The organism is Ancylobacter sp. GW821-FHT10E12 (assembly GCF_058809335.1).
On record NZ_JBXASN010000003.1, the window covers coordinates 257,812 to 276,360 of the forward strand.

The 18,549-nt window shown below is 69.8% G+C and carries 12 protein-coding genes; 3 read left to right on the top strand and 9 right to left on the bottom strand.

Going from position 1 to position 18,549, the window contains the following annotated elements:
- Positions 1 to 167 precede the first annotated feature (167 nt).
- Positions 168 to 1,553, top strand: a complete 1,386-nt coding sequence (locus tag AC1RU4_RS05410) for an aminotransferase-like domain-containing protein (protein WP_492890001.1) — start codon at positions 168 to 170, stop codon at positions 1,551 to 1,553.
- Positions 1,554 to 1,668: 115 nt separating this feature from the next.
- On the opposite strand, the gene AC1RU4_RS05415 is transcribed toward AC1RU4_RS05410, so the two are convergent.
- The 4 genes from AC1RU4_RS05415 to AC1RU4_RS05430 form a co-directional block, all read right to left on the bottom strand.
- Positions 1,669 to 2,298 (bottom strand): response regulator transcription factor, encoded by a 630-nt coding sequence (locus AC1RU4_RS05415; protein WP_492890002.1) that lies wholly within the window; start codon positions 2,296 to 2,298, stop codon positions 1,669 to 1,671.
- Entirely contained in the window at positions 2,270 to 3,475 is a 1,206-nt protein-coding gene (locus AC1RU4_RS05420) for a two-component system sensor histidine kinase NtrB (protein WP_492890003.1), read from the bottom strand. Before AC1RU4_RS05420 ends, AC1RU4_RS05415 begins: the two co-directional genes overlap by 29 nt.
- A 99-nt stretch (positions 3,476 to 3,574) precedes the next feature.
- Positions 3,575 to 4,783: a pyridoxal phosphate-dependent aminotransferase gene (locus AC1RU4_RS05425; RefSeq protein ID WP_492890004.1), complete on the bottom strand. Its 1,209-nt coding sequence runs from the start codon at positions 4,781 to 4,783 to the stop codon at positions 3,575 to 3,577.
- Between the two features lie 139 nt (positions 4,784 to 4,922).
- The gene (locus tag AC1RU4_RS05430) at positions 4,923 to 5,594 is read right to left on the bottom strand and encodes an acetyltransferase (RefSeq protein WP_492890005.1); all 672 of its coding nucleotides are present in this window, start codon (positions 5,592 to 5,594) and stop codon (positions 4,923 to 4,925) included.
- Between the two features lie 202 nt (positions 5,595 to 5,796).
- Between AC1RU4_RS05430 and AC1RU4_RS05435 the strand changes: the two genes are divergently transcribed.
- On the top strand, positions 5,797 to 6,921 hold the full coding sequence (locus tag AC1RU4_RS05435; RefSeq protein ID WP_492890006.1) for a glycosyltransferase: 1,125 nt from the start codon (positions 5,797 to 5,799) through the stop codon (positions 6,919 to 6,921).
- A gap of 31 nt (positions 6,922 to 6,952) precedes the next feature.
- On the opposite strand, the gene AC1RU4_RS05440 is transcribed toward AC1RU4_RS05435, so the two are convergent.
- The 5 genes from AC1RU4_RS05440 to AC1RU4_RS05460 form a co-directional block, all read right to left on the bottom strand.
- Complete coding sequence (locus AC1RU4_RS05440; RefSeq protein ID WP_492890124.1) at positions 6,953 to 7,999, bottom strand: DegT/DnrJ/EryC1/StrS family aminotransferase; 1,047 nt, start codon at positions 7,997 to 7,999, stop codon at positions 6,953 to 6,955.
- Positions 8,000 to 8,384: 385 nt separating this feature from the next.
- Positions 8,385 to 9,521, bottom strand: coding sequence for a methyltransferase domain-containing protein (locus tag AC1RU4_RS05445; protein WP_492890007.1), 1,137 nt, complete (start codon positions 9,519 to 9,521; stop codon positions 8,385 to 8,387).
- Positions 9,522 to 9,645: 124 nt separating this feature from the next.
- Positions 9,646 to 11,496 carry a glycosyltransferase family protein gene (locus AC1RU4_RS05450; protein ID WP_492890008.1) on the bottom strand — a complete coding sequence of 617 codons (1,851 nt, stop codon included), beginning with the start codon at positions 11,494 to 11,496 and terminating at the stop codon, positions 9,646 to 9,648.
- Between the two features lie 62 nt (positions 11,497 to 11,558).
- Positions 11,559 to 15,014, bottom strand: coding sequence for a glycosyltransferase (locus tag AC1RU4_RS05455; RefSeq protein WP_492890009.1), 3,456 nt, complete (start codon positions 15,012 to 15,014; stop codon positions 11,559 to 11,561).
- Positions 15,015 to 15,155: 141 nt separating this feature from the next.
- Complete coding sequence (locus AC1RU4_RS05460) at positions 15,156 to 16,088, bottom strand: glycosyltransferase family 2 protein (RefSeq protein WP_492890010.1); 933 nt, start codon at positions 16,086 to 16,088, stop codon at positions 15,156 to 15,158.
- A gap of 246 nt (positions 16,089 to 16,334) precedes the next feature.
- Here AC1RU4_RS05460 and AC1RU4_RS05465 point away from each other — a divergent pair, with 246 nt between their 5' ends.
- Positions 16,335 to 18,545, top strand: coding sequence for a glycosyltransferase family 2 protein (locus AC1RU4_RS05465; RefSeq protein WP_492890011.1), 2,211 nt, complete (start codon positions 16,335 to 16,337; stop codon positions 18,543 to 18,545).
- The last annotated feature ends 4 nt before the right edge of the window (positions 18,546 to 18,549 follow it).

Consider the following 18,549-nt stretch of genomic DNA (forward strand, 5'->3'; position numbering starts at 1 on the left):
TGGTTTCATGCTTGCCTTGGGAAGGAGGCACGCAAGATCGATTCCATTGATGACATGCGTTGACTGCATCACTATACAGTCAATTATGGACGACCGGATTCGCATCGTCGAATCAGGGCCGCCGGCCGCTCGCGGCCGGCAGGTGCGGTGAGTGGAAGACAAGACGAATGGCCGACTGGACTCCCGACCTCACCCGCAGCGACAAGCCGCGCTACCTCGCCATCGCCGACCTGATCGCCGAGGACCTCAAGGCCGGGCGGCTGGCGGTCGGCGACCGGCTGCCGCCGCAGCGCAAGCTGGCGGGCCGGCTGGAGATCGATTTCACCACCGTGGCGCGCGGCTATGTCGAGGCGCAGAAGCGCGGGCTGGTGGAATCGCGCGTCGGCCAGGGCACGTTCGTCGTCGGCCTGCCGCGCCCGGCGGTTCGGCTGGCGCGCGCGCCGCGTGTCGAGATCGTCGACCTCTCGATGAACCTGCCGCCCGAGCCCGACGATCCGGCGCTGATCGAGCGCATGCAGGAGGGGCTCGCCGAGGTCGGGCGCGATCTGGTCGCGCTGCTGCGCTATCAGGGCTTCGGCGGCTCGCCGGCCGACAAGGACGCCGCCTCCGCCTGGCTCAGCCGGCGCGCCATGGTGCCGGCGCAGGAGCGGGTGTTCGTGACCCCCGGCGCGCATGCGGCGCTGCTCGGCATCTTCACGCTGCTGGCCAAGCCCGGCGACGTGGTGCTGTGCGAGGCGATCAGCTATCCCGGCGCGCGCTCCATCGCCGCGCAGCTGGGCGTGAAGCTGGTCGGCCTGCCGATGGACCGCGACGGCATCGATCCCGACGCCTTCGCCGATGCCTGCCGCAAGCTGGCGCCCAAGGCGCTCTACATCAATCCGACGCTGCACAATCCGACCACGCTGACCGTGCCGGAGGCGCGCCGTGCCGCGATAGCCAATGTCGCCCGGCGCTTCCAGGTGCCGATCGTCGAGGACGACGCCTATGGCTTCATTCCCGCGCACGGCCTGCCGCCCCTCGCCGCCATCGCGCCGGACCTGACCTGGCACGTGGCGGGGCTGGCCAAATGCATCGGCGCCGGCCTGCGCGCCGCCTATGTGGTGGCGCCCGAGGCGCGGGCCGGCTGGCCGTTCTCCGCCGCGCTGCGGGCGGCGAACGTCATGGCCTCGCCGCTGACCGTCGCGCTGGCGACCCGCTGGATCGAGGACGGCACCGCCGACACGCTGCTGCGCTTCATCCGCGCCGAGACCGCCGTGCGGCAGAAGATGGCGGCCGAGATATTGCCGGCCGGCAGCTTCCGGGCGGATCCCGAGAGCTTCAATCTCTGGGTGGAGCTGCCGGAGCCGTGGACCCGCTCGGCCTTTGTCGGCCACATGCAGTCCACCGGCATCGGCGTCGTGGCGAGCGACGTGTTCACCGTCGCCGGCAACCCGCCGGAAGCGGCGCGCGTCTGCCTCGGCGGGCCGGTGGACCGCGAGAAGGTGCGCAGCGCCCTGGAATATATGGCGCACGCGCTCGACCACTCGCCGGCGGCGGCCTCCGCGTTCCTGTGAGCCTGGCGGGGGCGGGTAAGCCCCCGGTCAAGCTCCGGCGTCGCCCGGTTGCCATCCGGTGCGACGCCTCGGGGTGCGCCCTGCCGACAGGCGGAGAGTGCGGAGGGGCGCGCCCTCAGGTGCGCATGTCCTTCAGCACGATGCGCACCAGGTCGGCGGCGTTCTTGGCGCCGAGCTTCTCCATGATGCGGGCGCGATGCACCTCGATGGTGCGCGGCGAGATGCCGAGCTTGCGCCCGGCCTCCTTGTTGGAGGCGCCGGAGGCGATCTGCACCAGCACCTCGCGCTCGCGCGGGGTGAGCAGGTCGTGGCCGGGAAAATGCGCGGTGAGCAGGTCGCCCGGCCCGGATGTGACGCGCCGCGCCTGCGCGGCGATGGCGTCCCGCACCCGGTCCAGCACCGTGTCGGCGTCGAAGGGCTTCTCGATGAAATCGAGCGCGCCGTGACGGATGGCGTCGACCGCCATCGGGATGTCGCCCTGGCCGGAAATGATGAAGATCGGCGCCGGGTAGCGGTCCGCCTCCAGCTCCTTCAGGATGTCGAGCCCGGAGCGGCCGGGCATGTGGACGTCGAGGATGACGCAGGCCGGCACGCTCTGGCGGGCGACGGCGAGAAAGGCGGCACCATCGGAAAAGCTGCGGACATGATAGCCTTCGAGGCTCATCACCAGCGCGAGCGCATCGCGGACCGCCGCGTCGTCATCGACGACATAGATGTCACCGAGCCCCGTCATGTGACCCGCCATTCGCCTGCCCTCCCTGGTCGGCCTCGACCGCCGTCTGTTCGACCCGGATCGGCAGCGACAGCGAAAAGCATGCGCCGCGCCCGTCGCCGCCGGGATCCACCACCAGATCGCCCCCGTGGTTCTGGGCGATCGTCCGCGAAATCGCAAGTCCGAGCCCCATGCCGCGACTTTTTGAACTGGCGAAGGCCTGGAACAGCTTGGGCAGCGCGTCCGGCGCGATGCCGGGCCCGCTGTCGGTCACTTCCAGCACCACATGGGTGGCGGTGCGGCGGGTGGCGATGCGCACCGCCGGATGCTCGGCCAGCGTCGCCGCCTCGATGGCGTTGCGCACCAGGTTGACGATGATCTGCTGCACCTGCACCGGGTCGACCATCACCGATGGCAGGTCGTCCTGCTGCTCGCGGCGAATCGCGATGCGGTGGCGCTGGCCGAGCAGGGTCAGCTCGACCGCGTCGTCGACCAGCGGGTCGAGCGGCCGCCACTGGCGCACCGGATCGCGCTTCTCGACGAATTGCCGCATCCGCTGGATGATGTGGCCGGCACGCTCGGCCTCGCCCGCCGCCTTGTCGAGGATGTCGCCGACCGAGGTATTGAGATCGACGCCCTTGGCGTGGGCGCGCCGGACCGCCTGCAGATAGAGCATCAGCGCCGTCAGCGGCTGGTTCAGCTCATGGGCGATGGCGGCACCCATCTCGTCGATGGCGGAGACGCGGGCGAGATGCACCAGCTCGCTCTGCAGCTCGGCGAGGCGCTGCTCGCTCTCCTTGCGCGGGCGCAGGTCGCGCAGGATGCCGATGAACTGCCGCCCGTCCGGGGTCTGCGCCTCGCCCACCGAGAGCTCCAGCGGGAACACGGTGCCGTCGGCATGGCGCCCGCGCACCTCGCGGCCGATGCCGATGATCTTCTTCTCGCCGGTGCGGATATAGCTGCCGATATATTCGTCGTGCTCGACGGCATATTCGGTCGGCATCACCATCTTGACGTTCTGGCCGACCGCCTCGCGGGCGAGGAAGCCGAACATGTTCTCGCAGGCCTTGTTGAACACCAGGATGCGGCCGCGATCGTCGATGACGATGATGCCGTCAGCCGCGGTGTCGAGCACGGACAGCAGCCGCGCCTCGGAAACCGTCTGCAGGGGCGGGCAGGAAGCACGATCGGACGAAGCGCTGTCGGGCATGATATGATCTTGCGACGTTCATCCGCGCCGGGCAAGGCGGACCGGCGCCTTCGCCCGCCAAACTTCACAATGCGTTCCGTCCGTTCCGGCGCCGCCGGCTCACTTGGTGAGCCAGCGCACCAACCGGTCGGTGGCTTCCAGGAGCTGCGCCTCGCCGCGCGCGAAGCACATGCGGATATAGTTCTCGCCGCCCGGCCCGAAGGCGGTGCCGGGCGCGAGGCCGATATTGGCCTCGTCGACCAGCTTGAGCGCCAGCGCCCGCATGTCGGTTTCGCCCTCGACGCCGAAGAACATGTAGAACGCCCCCGGCGGGCGGGCGAGCCGCACCCGGTTGGTCGGCAGCAGGCCGTCGGCGACGATGTCGCGCCCGCGCCGCGCCCGCTCGATCTGGTGGGCGACGAAGCTCTCGCCGCGCTCCAGCGCCGCGACGCCGGCGCGCTGCATGAACGCGGCGACGCCGGAGGTCGAATACTGGATGAGGTTGGCGATGACGTTGCCGAGCGCCGGATTGGCCTCGATCCAGCCGAGCCGCCAGCCGGTCATCGCCCAGTTCTTGGAGAAGGTCTGCACGAAGAGGATGCGGTCCTCCGGCTCCATCACCTGATGGAAGGAAGGCGCCAACCCGCCCTCGCCGGCCTCGTAGTAGAAGCGGCCATAGATCTCGTCGGCGATGATCCACAGCCCGTGGCGGCGGGCGATGTCGAGCACGCCGCGCAGCGTCTCCAGCGGCGCGACGAAGCCGGTCGGGTTAGCCGGCGAATTGATGAAGATCACCCGCGTGCGCGGGGTGATCGCGTCCTCCAGCCGGCCGAGGTCGAGCGAGAAGCCGCTCGCCGGATCGAAGGCGAAGGGCACGAAGACCGGATGCGCGCCCAGCACCTGCGCCGCCGCCGCGGCGTTCGGCCAGGACGGCGACGGGATGAGGATCTCCTCGCCGGCGCCGAGCGTCAGCTGCAGCGCGATCTGGATAGCCTGCATGCCCGAGCCGGTGACGTAGTAGCGCTCCGGGTCCTCGGCGACGCCGTAGAGCCTGGTCATGTAGCGGGCAAGCGCGGCGCGCAGCTCGGGAATGCCGCGCTGCCAAGTGTAGAAGGTCTCCCCGGCCGCCAGCGAGCGCGTCGCCGCCTCGGCGATGAAGGCCGGGGTCGGCAGGTCGCCCTCGCCCGCCCAGAGCGGGATCATCCCCGGCCGCTCGCGCCCGTAATTCATCACCTCGACGATGCCGCTGCCCGGAACGGCGAGCGCCTGCGGGCGGGCGAAATCGAGCGGCGAGCGCGACGGCACGAAGGAGCTGGAGGCGAGCGTCATAGGCGAATCCCGGCTGGTTCGGCGAAAGCTGCGAAAGCGGCAGCATAGCGCGGCGGCGCGTTCGCGTTCATCAAAAGCTGTGTGAACAACCATCGACCCGCGTGATGGATCGGCGGATGGCGGCTCAGCGGGTGGAAGCTCAGCCTTTGCGGCGGTCGCGGGCGAGTTCGCGCAGCGGGCGGGCGGGATTGCCGAGCACCGCCACGCCCGGCGGCACCGACTTGGTCACCACCGCTCCCACGCCGATGGTGGCGCCGGCACCGATGGTGAGCGGCCGCCCCGCGCGCCCGTTGGTGACGGTGCAGCCGGCGCCGAAAAACACGTCGGCGCCGACCTCGACGAAGCCGGAAATGGTGGTGTGCGGGCAGAGCAGGCAATTGTCGCCCATCACCACGTCATGGGCGATCGAGCATAGCGGCATCACCTGGATGTTCTCGCCCAGCACCGTGTTCGGCCCGACGAAGCAGGGCATGGCGATCAGCGTGCCGAGGCCGACGCTGACTCCCGGAAAGTGCCGGGCGGTGAGGTCGCGCCCGTCGATCAGCTCGCCGCCGGCCGCGCGCACCTTGGCCGCCAGCATGCGCCGCGCCGCCGGCGAGCCGACCGAGACGAACACCACCGGGCGCGGATGCATCTGCGCCCATTCGTCGAGATTGATGATCGGCAGCCCGTCGAGCATCACCCCCTTGCCGCCCTGCATGTCGTCGATGAAGGCGGCGACGGTGTGGATGTCGTAATAGTTGCGAAAGCCGTGGGCGATACCCTGCGCCTGGCCTCCGGCGCCGTAGATCACGATGGGGGGAAAGGACACGGCACGTCTCCGAAGCACGTTCGAGGCAGGACAGAGCGCCGACCATATAGCGGCATAGCGCACGGATCACATCTGGAATCGTTCGATTTGCATGCCGCACCGGCATCGTGATGGTATAGATCCACGGCAAGTCGCGCGGCGGGCCGCCGGGGCCCGAGAACATGTTGCAACGCAAGATAAGAACAAGTGAAGGGAGCCCGTCTTGAAGTTCACGGAACTCGTTCCCGGCCTCGATCGACTGCTCGGCGGGAAGTACAAAAGAAAAGTCCGCTCTCTCTCTGCCACGGTCGACGCCATCCGTGAAGAACTCGGTCAGAAGGACGCCACGATCGCCTGGTTGCTGACCCGCGCCGACGAGTTGGAGCGCACCTCGCGCCGCCTCATCGAGAGCGGCGACGAGCAGGTCCGCGCCCTCAACCGCCACGTCGACGAGCTGCGCGGGCAGATCGATACGCTGCGGCAGGAAAACGCACGGGAGCAGACCGATCTGGCCGGCCGGCTCCAGCGCGAGGGCAGCGACATCCGCACCAACCTGCGCCACGAGATGCTGCGCGTCGATTACGCACTCGGCGAGATCGAGGGGCTCGGCCCGGTGCGCGACGACTTCATCTCCGCCCGGCGCACCGCCGAGTACCAGCAGGTGTTCGACGAGGTCGAGCCGCTGGTCTCGGTCTGCGTCAGCACATTCAATCGCTCCGACCTGCTGATGGAACGCGCCATCGCCTCGCTGCAGGCGCAGACCTATACCAATCTGCAGATCGTCGTCGTCGGCGACCATTGCACCGACGACACCGCCGAGCGGCTGGCGGCGCTGGGCGATCCGCGCATCGAATTCTACAATCTGCCCGAGCCGACGGTCTATCCGCGCCCCGGCCGCGACCGCTGGTTCGTCGCCGGCACCGGGCCGGCGCTGTTCGCCCGCACCAGGGCGCGCGGGTCGTTCATCACCGCGCTGGACGAGGACGACACCTACGAGCCGGAGCGCGTCGCGACGGTGGTCGAGGCGGTGCAGCGCGAGCGCGCCGATTTCGTCTGGCACAAGTTCATGTGGCAGAACCCGGACGGCAGCTGGCGCGAGGCCGGCAACGGCAAGCTCGAATATGCCCAGCTCAGCGTCGGCATGTGCCTGTTCCACAAGTATTTCGGCCGCATCGTTCCCAATATCCACGCCTACCGCATGGATGAGGCGGGCGACTGGAACTATATCCGCCGCATCAAGCACCTGCGGCCGAACACGTTCTTCATCGACCGTCCGCTGACCAATTATTACCAGCTGCCGCAGCGTCCGCCCTTCGCGCCGCGCGAGGGCGAGACCTATCTGGAGTGAGGCCGGAACCCGGCTCCGGTCGCCGGCGGCCTCAGCACATCGCCAGCGCTTCGGAGAAGATCCACCACATCTCGTCGGCGCTCTCCGCATCGGCGCCGTCATAGACCGGCAGGCAGACGGTGCGGCTCGACAGGTCCATGGCCCGCGGCACGGCGGCGGGCACGGCGGACATGGAGAGCGGCGGATAATAATAGCGCCGCAGCTGCATGCCGGCGGAAACGCAGTTGCGCACCACCGCATCGGCGCTCATGCCGTCCGGCAGACGAACGGCGAAGCATTGCCAGGGCGAGTTCACCTCGTCCCCCGGCGCCACGAAGGTTTCCAGCCCCGCCTGCAGCGCCCGCGCGTTGTAGCGCGCCGCCACCGCCTGGCGCTCGTTGAGGCGGGTGGGGAAATGGTTGAGCACGGCGATCGCCATCGCGGCGGTCAGCTCGTCCATCTTGCCGTTGATGCCCTCGCCCGGCTGCAGGTCGCCCAGCGACCACAGGCCGAAATTCAATGCCGAGCGGACATTCTGCCGGGCGGCGGGCGGCACCACGATGAGCCCGCCCTCGCCGACGCCGAACGGCTTGGTCGCGTGCAGCGAGAACGCCTCGAAGGCCTCCAGCACGCTGAACCGCTCGACGACGGCACGGTCGACGCCGAGCCCGGCGGCATTGTCGATGATCATCGTCACGTCGTGGCGGCGGCACACCTCGGCAAGGTCGCCGAGATCGGACCAGATGCCATAGGGCCGCACCACGATCAGCGCCCGGCAGCCATGGGCGCCGATCAGCGCCTCGGCGGCATCGGCGTCGAGCACGCCGGTGATGGCGTCGACATCGCCGACGATCACCGGCAGTCCGGCACTGCGCACCGCCGCCAGCGTCGCCGGGAAGGTGAAGGCGGGCACCACCACCGGACCGGAGATCCGCATGGCGATCAGCACCGCGGTCAGCGCGGCGGTGCAATTGGCCGCCGCGACCACGCCATGATCGGGGAAATAGACGCTCTCGACCCGCTTCTCGAAGTAGAGCGAGGAGGGACCGAAGTTCGAATAGAAATTGGAATCGCGCGAACGCTGAAATTCCGCATCCACTTCGGCCAACGAAGGTAATTGTGGCCGGACAAAAGGAAAACGGAAAGTAAAAGGTGCGACGACGTTGGAAGGCCCCACAATATTCATCCGCCCGGCCTTGCCCATGGCAAGAGGTATCTATTTATTATTGGTTTTTCCCGAAACGAACCCACTGCCGCTCCGGCTCCGCGAGATCCGGCACGTATAAGTCGGATTCTCGAGCCGGCACTGCCCCGCGCAGCGCCTTCTCGTAGGTGAAATCTAGCGCCATTTAAGAAGCGATAAAAGCGACTTCGTCACGAAACATGAACGTTTCATTGCGGATTGACACAATTGATCACGTCGATGGCCGCTCATGGATCGACATCCGCGGGGATGCTGGCGGCGGCGCGCCGATTGTGCGGGGTCAGGGGGCCCCGGCATTTCCCAGCAGGCGTGCCCGCACATATTTGCGGAAGCTGCGCGGCACGGTGCGGCGGATGAAGGTCTGTATATGCTCATACAGATCGGCGTAGCGGGAACGCTCCTGCGCGAGCAGCTGTTCCAGTTCGAGCGCATGGGCGCGCAATTCGCGCCGTTCGCGATCGAGCGACTCGCGTTCGCGCTCGCAGAGCTGGCGCTCCTGCTCGTGCTCGGCGGCCAGCCGGGAGATCCGCTCCGCCGCCTGCGCGCGCTCCTCCTCCAGCGCCCCCTCCTGCTGCGCCGCCTGCCTCTCCCGTTCCTGCCGCTGCGTCTCCAGCGCCGCCTGCAGGCCGGGGCGTTCGGCCATCGCGGTCAGCACGGTCTCGATGTCGCTCGTCTGCACGAACAGCGAGGAAATCCGCGCCTCGATCGGCGCATCGGAAGCGATGCCGACGAAATACAGTGCGCGCGGCAGCCCCTCATTGGCCTCGTAATGCGACGGCCCGCGCTTTTCGAAGGTCAGGGTGCGCGTCGGCGCCTCCTGGTCCTCCAGAATCAGCGCCGAGCCCAACATCGGGCGCTGGGCGAGGATCCGGGCATGCGCGAACACGCCGGTCAGCAGCGCGGCGAACTGCGCCCGGGTCAGTTCGCGGGCATGGTAGGGATTGGCGTGGCTGCCGGGCGGCGAATAGACGTCGCGATCCGGCGAGGAGACGATGAACATCCCGCCGGGCCGCAGCACACGCGCCACCTCGGCCAGGAAGGCCTCCTGCTCGTAGAAATGCTCGATGGTCTCGAAGGAGACCACGCGGTCGACGCTGGAATCGGGCAGGTCGATCCGCCGCGCGTCGCCGACCTGGAAGCGCAGGTTGTCGCGGATATAGGTCGCCTGCGCATGGTCCACCACCGGGGCGGACACGTCCATGCCGACCACCGAGCGCGCCACCTGGGCAAGCAGCGCGCTGCCATAGCCCTCGCCGCAGGCGATATCGAGCACGTCGCAGCCGCGCGACAATTCGCGGGCCAGGAAATAGCGGTGCAGATGCTCGACCTCGACCTGCCCGGCCACCGAGGTGGTCAGGCGCTCGCCCGTCCAGGGCAATGGCTGGGCCGGAATGGTCCGTTCAAAAATCTCGCCCACGGCTTCCTCGCGACTGCGCCCCCCGGTGCAGCAGAACGTTTTTCCGGCCGGACGTCAAAACCGTACCGCCGGCAGGCCCGGCATCGGCGGGGCGCCGGGCCGATCGGCGCCGTCGGCCGGCGCCTCAGGGTTGCGTCACCCTCTCCAGCCGGCAGCCGCGCGCGCCGGCAACGTCGATGTTGGAGACGATCGGCGCGCAGTCATCGGTACGCTTGAGGCCGAAATAGGACAATGTCTGCTCGGCCTGGCCGGACGTGTTGCGCACGTTCTCGAATCCCCAGATCGGGCCGGGATGGGCGGCGATGGCCTGTTCGATGCGCTTCAGCAGCGTGCCCTCGGTGCCGGGCCGCGCCTCGACGGCGCCGGTGCCCGCCAGCAGGGTGTCGGCGGGGATGAGCCGCGCGCCCGCCGGCAGTTCGCCCACCATCAGCGACAGCCTGGCCAGCGCCTCGTCGTCGAGGATGACCACCGCGGCGACCGGCCGGGGATGGCTGGCGATCGCCTCCTCGATACGCTTCTGCAGCGTCGCCGACGCGCCGGCAGCATCCGCCGGCGCCGGCGCCGCCCGCACGCCGGGGCGCACGAGATTGCTGTTGGCGGCGATCACCGGCACGCTGGGCGGCAGTTCCGGCACCACGAAGGACAGGGCGGAATCGTCGAGGATCACCACCATGCCGTCGGCAGGCACCGGCGGCAGCGACACCTCCACCGCGTGCGGCGCCTTGTTGGCGCGGTCCCACCACGGATATTTGGTGAACGCCGCCGTCGCCACGCCGATGACCACCAGCGCCCACCCGGCCCGCAGGATCTGGCGCGGCGGCACCAGCGCCGCGACGACGCCGACGATGAACACGCCCGCGAAGCTCTCCACCACCGCGAGATAGCGGTAGATCGAGAACTGCACCTCCCACAGCACATAGGCGATGAACAGGAACACGCCGAGCAGCGCGCTCACCCGCGTCGCCGGCCGCTCCGGCCGGGTGAGCGCGCCGCGCGCCAGCAGCACGGCCGTCGCGACGAAGGCGGCGAGCGCCAGCAGCATGCGCGGATCGCGCATGTTGAGCTCGATCGCCCGGTGCGACAGGGTGAACGCCCAGGCCGCCGGGTAGAACAGCTTCGACAGCAGGTCGGCCGGCTTGAAGCGGTCGTCCGTCCACTGGCCGGGATCGACCCAGTCGGAACGGAAAATGTTGTTGTAGATCGGGAAGACCGGATTGCCGGTCATCTGGTAATTGTGCAGCCAGTGCGGCCCGATGACGACGCACGTCGCGATCACCCCGGCGAGGCCGAACAGGAAGGCCGCCGCCACCCCGTTCCTCCAGCGCGGCAGCGAGGCGAGGAACACCGCCACGAACAGGCCGACGAACAGCGGCACGCTGGTCAGCTTGAAGGCGACCGTCGCTCCGCAGAGCGCGCCGGCGAGCAGCACCAGCCATGGATTCTGCCGGGCTCCGGGTCCACGATAGGCGACATGGCCGAACCACAGCGCGGTGCCCACGAGGAAGGGGAGGCTCTGGGGAATCTCGCTCATCGTGGTGCCGACGGTGGAGAGCGAGGCCGCGCCGGTGATGCCGAACAGCGCCGCCAGCGCCGCCATCCCCTCGCGGCGCGGCCATTCCGGCGGGATCGCCAGCCGCCCGACAAGGAAGACGAGGAAGGCGGCGAAGGCATAGGGCAGCGCCATCAGCGCATGCAGCAGCCTGGGACGGTCGTTCAGCGCCGTGGTCAGCCGGTAGTAATGCGCGTCGATGCCGGGATAGAAGAAGGTCTGCAGCTGCGCCGGGGCGATGTCCTGCGGCCGCGGGCCGGTCGCCGCGACATAGCCGTTATAGCGATGGTAGATGCGCAGGTCCGGCGTGCCGTCGCCCCGCATGTGCACGCCGACCGCCAGGAAAAACACCACATAGAGCGCGAGGACCAGCGGCACCGCGTGGCGCTGCATCCATGCCGTCGAAGCCGCGAGGCGGTCGGTCATTGGTCGCTCCCGTTTCGTCGGCCGCGGCAGCCGCACGGCATCGCGCGGATCCCGCACATGGATCAGGCGATCAGCCCGCGCAGCTTGTCGGTGAAGCGCTCGGGCGCATAGATCGCCGCGCGGGCCCCTGCCGCCCAGCCGATCGCCGTGCGCTTGCCGCCCGCCCCCGGCGCCAGTATGGCGCGGCTGCGCGATACCAGATCGGCCAGGTCGTCATAGAGGAAACCGTCCACGCCGTCATGGATGATCTCGCGGGCGCCACCGGCCCTGAGCGCGAAGGTCACGCATTGCGCCGACATCGCCTCGACGATGGCGATGCCGAAATGCTCGGCGAGCTCGGGATGGGCGGCGAGATCGGCGCCGAGGCCGGTGCCGTGCCAGTAGACCGCCGCGTCGCGGTACAGGGCGGCCAGGTCCTGCGTCGAGCAGTTGACGTGGAACGTCACCGGCAGCCCCTCGGCGAGGCGGCGCAGCTCGCGCAGATGGTCCATGTGCTCGGCCCCCGGCATGGAGGAGCCGGCCAGATGCAGCTCGGCCTCGATGCCGCCGGCCTCGTAGAGGGTGCGGAAGGCGTTGATCAGCAGGTCGTGCCGCTTGGAATGGCCGCCGGCGAAGAAACGGCCGACCGACAGGATGATCGGCTTCTTCGCCCCCGCGTCGCCGGTGAATTGCGGCACCGGCGGCTCGATCACCGCGATGTTCCGGGGCGGCAGGCCGAGGCGGCGCAGCCCGGTCTCGACCGCACCGCGGGTGAAGCGGGAATTCACCACGAAGCCCGCATAGCCGTCGAGCAGCGCCAGGTCCGGCCGCTCGCGACGGCCGGTCGGGAACGGGAACTGGCAGTGGTAATAGCTCAGCGGCGCGCGCGCCGGCACCGGCGGCATCACATGGTTGCCCATGGTCACCATCAGGTCGAAGGGCGCCAGTGCGTCGAGCTCGTCCTCGGTCGCGGTGGCGCAGTCGTCGAGATCGATGTCGAACAGCCGGCCCAGCGACTTGAGCCGCAGCCGGCTATAGGCGTGCGGCGTCACCACCGTCACCGCGTAGCGGTCGGTCAGCGAGGCGGCGAGCGTCATCAGGTAGCGCTCGCCGCCGCCCGGCGTGATGCCATAGGGCGTGTAGATGAGCGCGCGGCGCGCGGGCAGCGCGCGCGCCGGCCGCGGCGCGGTGTCGCCGATCACCTCGGCGCGCACCTTGTCGAGCTCGACGGGATCGCGCGCCTTCAGATAGGCGCCCCAGCGGGCGAAGAACTTGGCGCGGTTGAGATCGCCGAGCGCCTGCTTGCGGACGGAGGGGATCGCTCGCTCGTCGGTGGAATAGCCCTCCAGATGCACCACCTCCACCGCCGGGCGCAGCCGCACCGTCCGGCCCATGGCGGCGAATTTGAAGCACAGGTCGGTGTCTTCGTAATAAGCCGGCTCATAGTTGAGATCGAAGCCGCAGGCGGTGCGGAAAGCGTCGGCATGCACCAGGAGGCAGGCGGCTGAGACGTAGTCCATCGCCCGCGAGGGCAGTTCGCCGAGCGAGGCGGCCGGCAGGCCGCGCAAGTGCCGCGAGGGATAGGCGGTCTCGTCCAGCGTGCCGCCGGCTTCCTGCACCATGCCGTCGGGGAACAGGAAGAGCGGCCCGGCGGCGGCGGCCTCGGGATGGTCCGCGAGTTCGTCCTTCAGCCCGGTGAGCCAGCCGGGCGCGACGAAGACGTCGTTGTTGAGCAGGCACAGCAGCCGGCCGCGCGCCTTCTCCGCGAGGATGTTGTTGGCCTCGCCGAAGAAGCGGTTCACCCCCAGCGGGAACAGCCGCACCCCCGGCCCGAGATCGTCGAGCACCGCGAGGTCGGCGCGCCGGCTGCCATTGTCGGCGATCAGGATCTCGTAGGTCACGCCGCCGGTATGCGCCCAGATGTGCTCGACGCACAGCCGGGTCATGGTGGCGGCGTTCCAGTTGATGACGAGGATCGACACCTCGGGCGCGTCGGTATCGCACCAGATGCGCGCCCGCGCCTTCAGCTCCTCCACCGGGATGCCGAGCTTGAGCGAGGGCAGCAGCCTTCCGGTGCGGTCGTCGGGCACCAGCAGGTCGGCGAGCGCGGCATAGGCGCGGTTGGCGGAGCTCTTCCAGCTGCCGGGCCGCCACGTCTCGCGGATCCGCGCCTCCGCCGCCTCGATGGCCGGCACGTCCACGATGGCGCGGCGCAGCGCCCCGATCGCCGATTCGAGATCGGTCGGGTCGAAATAGAACGGCAGGTCGCCGGCATATTCGCGCACCGGCGGCAGGTCGGAGACCACCACCGGCTTGCCATAGGCGAGGCTGTCGGCCACCGGCAGGCCGTAGCCCTCCGCCAGCGAGGAAAAGACGGTGAACCGGCAGGCGCGGTAGAGGCCGTCGAGCTCGGCATCGGTGACGTCGGTCAGCACCTGCAGGCGGCCGGCCTCCCACAGCGCCATCGCGTCCGGCGTGTCGGCGAGCTTCAGGTCGTCGCGGCCGACCAGCACCAGCAGCGGCAGGCGCTCGGCGCCGATCTCGTCGAAGAGCCGGCGCCAGGCGGCGACCAGCAGGCTCTGGTTCTTGCGGGTGTCGATGGTGCCGACGCTCAGCGCGAAGGGCGCGCCCACCCCGGCGCGAAGCGGCGCCCCGGCCTCCCGCGCCGGCGTGACGCTGGGGCCGAAGGGCACGACATGGATGCGCCCCCTGGGCGTTATCGTCTCGGCAGCGCACCAGGCTTCGATGTCGCGGCGCACCGTGTCGCAGGAGACCAGGATCGCCTCCGCCTCGCGCGCGACCTCCGACAGCCAGTACTTGAACTCGGAAAGCTGGCGGGGATTGGCCTCGCGCGGCCGCTGGATCGGGATGATGTCGTGCACCAGCACGCTGTAGCCGATGCCCTGCGCCCGCACGCGGCGCAGCAGCTCGACATAATAGGCGGTCCACACCACGCCGGTGAACACGACATGGTCGCCGGCGCGCGGCTCGCCGTCCGGCCGCGGCACCGCCTCGAGCTGCGCCCACAGCGCCGCCTCGGCGTCGGAATTCGGGTGGCGATGGCCGGGACGATGCCAGGCGCCGATCCCGTGGCCGGCGGTGATGGCGGGGAACCAGATCGGCTCCTTCCTGCCATCGAGGCCGCCGGCGAACATTTCGCTGGTCACCCGGCCGACGCCGGTGACATGCGCATGCGAGGACATCCAGTCGAGCGTGTCGCCCATGAAGAACCAAAGGCGCGGGGTCTTCGGCGCATTGGCGGCGGCGGCGAGGGCGGATGCGGCGCGGTTGCGCGCCACCGTTTCCATATAGCGGCAGAACGGCTTGCGCGGCCGGCCGTTCTTGTGCTGGACGATGAAGCGCAGATCGCCGCGCGGGCGCCCGTTACTGTGAAACAGCGCCTTGCGAAGCCATTTGCGCGGCCGGCCATCAGCGTGGAACAGCGGCGAGAGCAACAGCTTCTGGAAGAATCGCGTCATGCGCCGCCGACGCCGCCCGGCATTCGGCGCCCCATGGGCGAGGCTATCTGTCTCGGGCATTCTCGTTGCGGCTCCTTCCGGGGCGCAGTTTGGTCCGTAGCGAAGATGGCTCGCCGCCATTTCCAAGGTTTAGTGAGATTCCCGGCTCCGCACCAAGCGACTTATCGCACGGAACCTGCCGGGCGGTTTCCTTTTGTAGCGTCAAGGGCTTTCCGGCGCTTTAACCGCGAGGTAGCTGAGCAGCTTGGCTTCGCGGCGCCCGCGCGCCACACCGTCGAGCACCAGGCCGATGGTGAAGGACAGGAAGGCCGACAGCGTCAGGCCGGTGGCCAGCACCGCGCTCGGCAGGCGCGGCACCAGGCCGGTGCGCTCGAATTCGACGAAGAGCGGCACGCCGAGCACCAGCGCCGACAGCACCAGCACCGCCCCGACGGCCGAGAAGAACGGCAGCGGCTTTTCCTCGCGGATCAGGTGGCTGATCAGCCACAGGATGCGGATGCCGTCGCGATAGGTGCTGAGCTTGCTTTCGGATCCCTCGCCACGCTCGCGATAAGGGGCGGAGATCTCGTCGATCGGCAGGTCCAGCTCCAGCGAATGCACCAGCAGCTCGGTCTCGATCTCGAAGCCGGTGCTCTTGATCGGGAACGACTTCACCATCCGCCGCGACATCGCCTTGTAGCCCGACAGCATGTCGTCGTTCTGGCGCCCGAATACCGACGAGACCAGGAAGGTCAGCAGCCAGTTGCCGAATTTGTGCCCGCGCCGGAAGGCGGCGTCGGCGGTCGCCTCGCGGGCGCAGTTGACGATGTCATTCTGCCGGTCGAGCACCCGGCTCACCATTTCCGGCGCCACCGAGGCGTCGTAGGTGTCGTCGCCGTCCACCATCACATAGACGTCGGCGTCGATGTCCGCGAACATGCGGCGCACCACATGGCCCTTGCCCTTGCGCTTCTCGTAGCGGACCACCGCGCCGGCATCGGCGGCGATGCGGGCGGTGTCGTCGGTGGAATTGTTGTCATACACATAGATCCTGGCGTCGGGCAGGCTGGCCCGGAAGCCCTCCACCACGGCCCGTATCGAAGCGGCTTCGTTGTGGCAGGGCACGAGGACGGCGACGTGGGGTCTGCTCTGCATCGAAAGACGGGCCTTCAAGACGAGGACGCGCCGGGCCGCGCCCGGTAGGGAGCGCTCTTCTCCCCTGCCGGCCTTCGCCCTGTCAATCGGCAGTGTGCGTAGGACGCCCTCATCGGCATTGTGAAGCGTGCCGGGCTCGGCTAAGTCGACCCGGAACAGGCCTGCCGGATCAAGAGCGTCTTCTTGCCGATCGGCTGATGTCATCCGATCGGAGAGGGCTCCAGGCGAGACCCCAGCGAGTGCCCGATGCCCTTCGGCCGACTTCCGCCCTTCCCGCTCACGGCGACGCCCATCGGCCCCGGCGCCTTCCGCGTCCGCCTGCCGCTGGCGCTGCGCCTCCTGGCCCCGCGACCGCTGGTGCTGTGGATCGAAGGCGTCGGCGCCGCCCGGCTCGTCGTCGAGGATGCCGGCGGCGCGACGCTCGCCGCCACGTCGCTCGCCGCCACGTCGCTGGCGCCCCCTTCCCAAGCCTCCCCCTCCGGCCAGGCCTCCCTCTCCGGCGCCGGCCGGCTGGAGGCGGTGGCGCTGCCCCGGGGCGCCGCCCGGCTGGTCCTCGAGGGCGATGCCGTCGCGCCGCGGCTCGGCTGGTATCCCCTCGCCCGCTCGCTGCTCTGGCTGCAGGCATGGCGGGCACGGGCCGCCGGCCGGGGAGATCCTTCCTTCAAGGCGATGAGGAAAGCCGTGAAAGCCCTGCGCAGCCGCCTCAAGCGCACGCTGTGGACCTCGCCGGCTGCCGACCTGTTCAATCGGCCCGACTATCGCCGCTACCATGCCCGCCATGTCGGCGACCTCGCCGGCGACCTCGCCGCCGTGCCGCCCGCCTCGGCCGCCCCGCCGGTGGCGTTCGCCTCCGGCGCCGGCAATGTCCCGCTCGCGGGCCTGCAGGCGGCGGCGCACGCGCTCGCCGCGCAGACCGACCCGTCGTTTTCCTGGATACTCGCCGTGCCGCCGGAGCGGCTGGCGCGCGAGCGGGCGGCGCTCGCCGCCCTCCCGGCCCGCCTCGTCGAGGCGCCGGGCGATGCCGCCGGCGGGCTGGAGGCGGCGATCGCCGCGGCGTCGAGCGGCATCCTCGTGCCGCTCGATCCGCGCGGCGCGCCCACCCGCGACGCGGTGGCGATGATCCGCGACGCCTTCGCGCATATGCCCGACTGCGCCCTCGCCTATACCGACGAGGCGTTCCTCGACGCCGGCGGCCGCCCGCTCGGCGCCGCCTTCAAGCCGGCCTTCAACCGGCACCTGCTCATCGCCGGCAATTATGTCGGCAGCCTCGTCGCCCTGCCCGCCGCCGAGGCGCGCGCGCTCGGCTTCAGGCCCGAGCTCGGCGGCGCGGCGCTGCACGACCTCATCCTGCGCCATGTCGAGGCGGTTTCCCCCGCCCGCATCCTGCACATCCCGCGCATCGCCTATGAGGGGCCGGCGCGGGACACCGACGGCTTCCTGCCCGAAGACTGCGAACGGGCGGCCGAGGCGCTGTCCGCCCGCCTCGGCCTGCCGGTCGAGACCGCGCCCATCGACCCCGCGAGCCCGCGCCGGCAGTTGCGCCCGCTCTATCCCCTCCCCTCGCCGCCGCCGCTGGTCTCGATCGTCGTGCCGACCCGCGACCGCGCCGAATTGCTCGGCACCACGCTGCGCACGCTGATCGAGGTCACCGCCTATCGCGCCTTCGAGATCGTCATCGTCGACAACGCCTCGCGCGAACCCGCGAGCTTCGCGCTGTTCGAGGAGATCGCCGCCTTGTGGCCGGCGACGCGGATCGTGCGCGATCCCGGCGACTTCAACTTCGCCCGCATCTGCAATGCCGGCATCGCACAGGCGCGCGGCGCGATGATCCTGCTGCTTAACAACGACATGGAGATTGTCGAGCCGTCATGGCTGGGCGAGATGGTGGCGCTCGCGGCATTGCCCGCCACCGGCATTGTCGGGGCGAAGCTCACCTATCCCGCCGGCGGCGTGCAGCATGCCGGCTTCATCGTCGGCCTGCGCGAGGGGGCCGGCGGCCACTGGTTCGTGCAGGCCCCCGCCGATGCCGGCGGCTATCGCGGCCGGCTCGCCATGCGGCAGAACCTCTCGGCGGTCACCGGCGCCTGCCTGCTGGTCACCCGCGCCTGCCTCGACGCCGTCGGCCCGCTGGACGAGATCGACTTCGCCGAGGACTGCAACGACATCGACCTGTGCCTGCGCGCCCGCCGCGCCGGCTACGAGGTGGTGTTCACCCCGTTCGCCCGGCTGGTGCATCGCGAATCCGCCTCCCGGCTGGACGATCCCGAGGCGCCGATCTCGGACAAGCGCCTGATGGAATGGGCGCGGTTCGAACGGCGCTGGGCGCCGGCCTCGCATGTCGACCCGCATTACAGCCCGAACCTGCGGCGCGACAGCCTCTACGCGCTGCCGGCCCGTCATCCGGCCGGCCCGCGCCAACCGCGCGGCGACCTGCCGGGCACGGGGGAGACGGCGTAGGGGC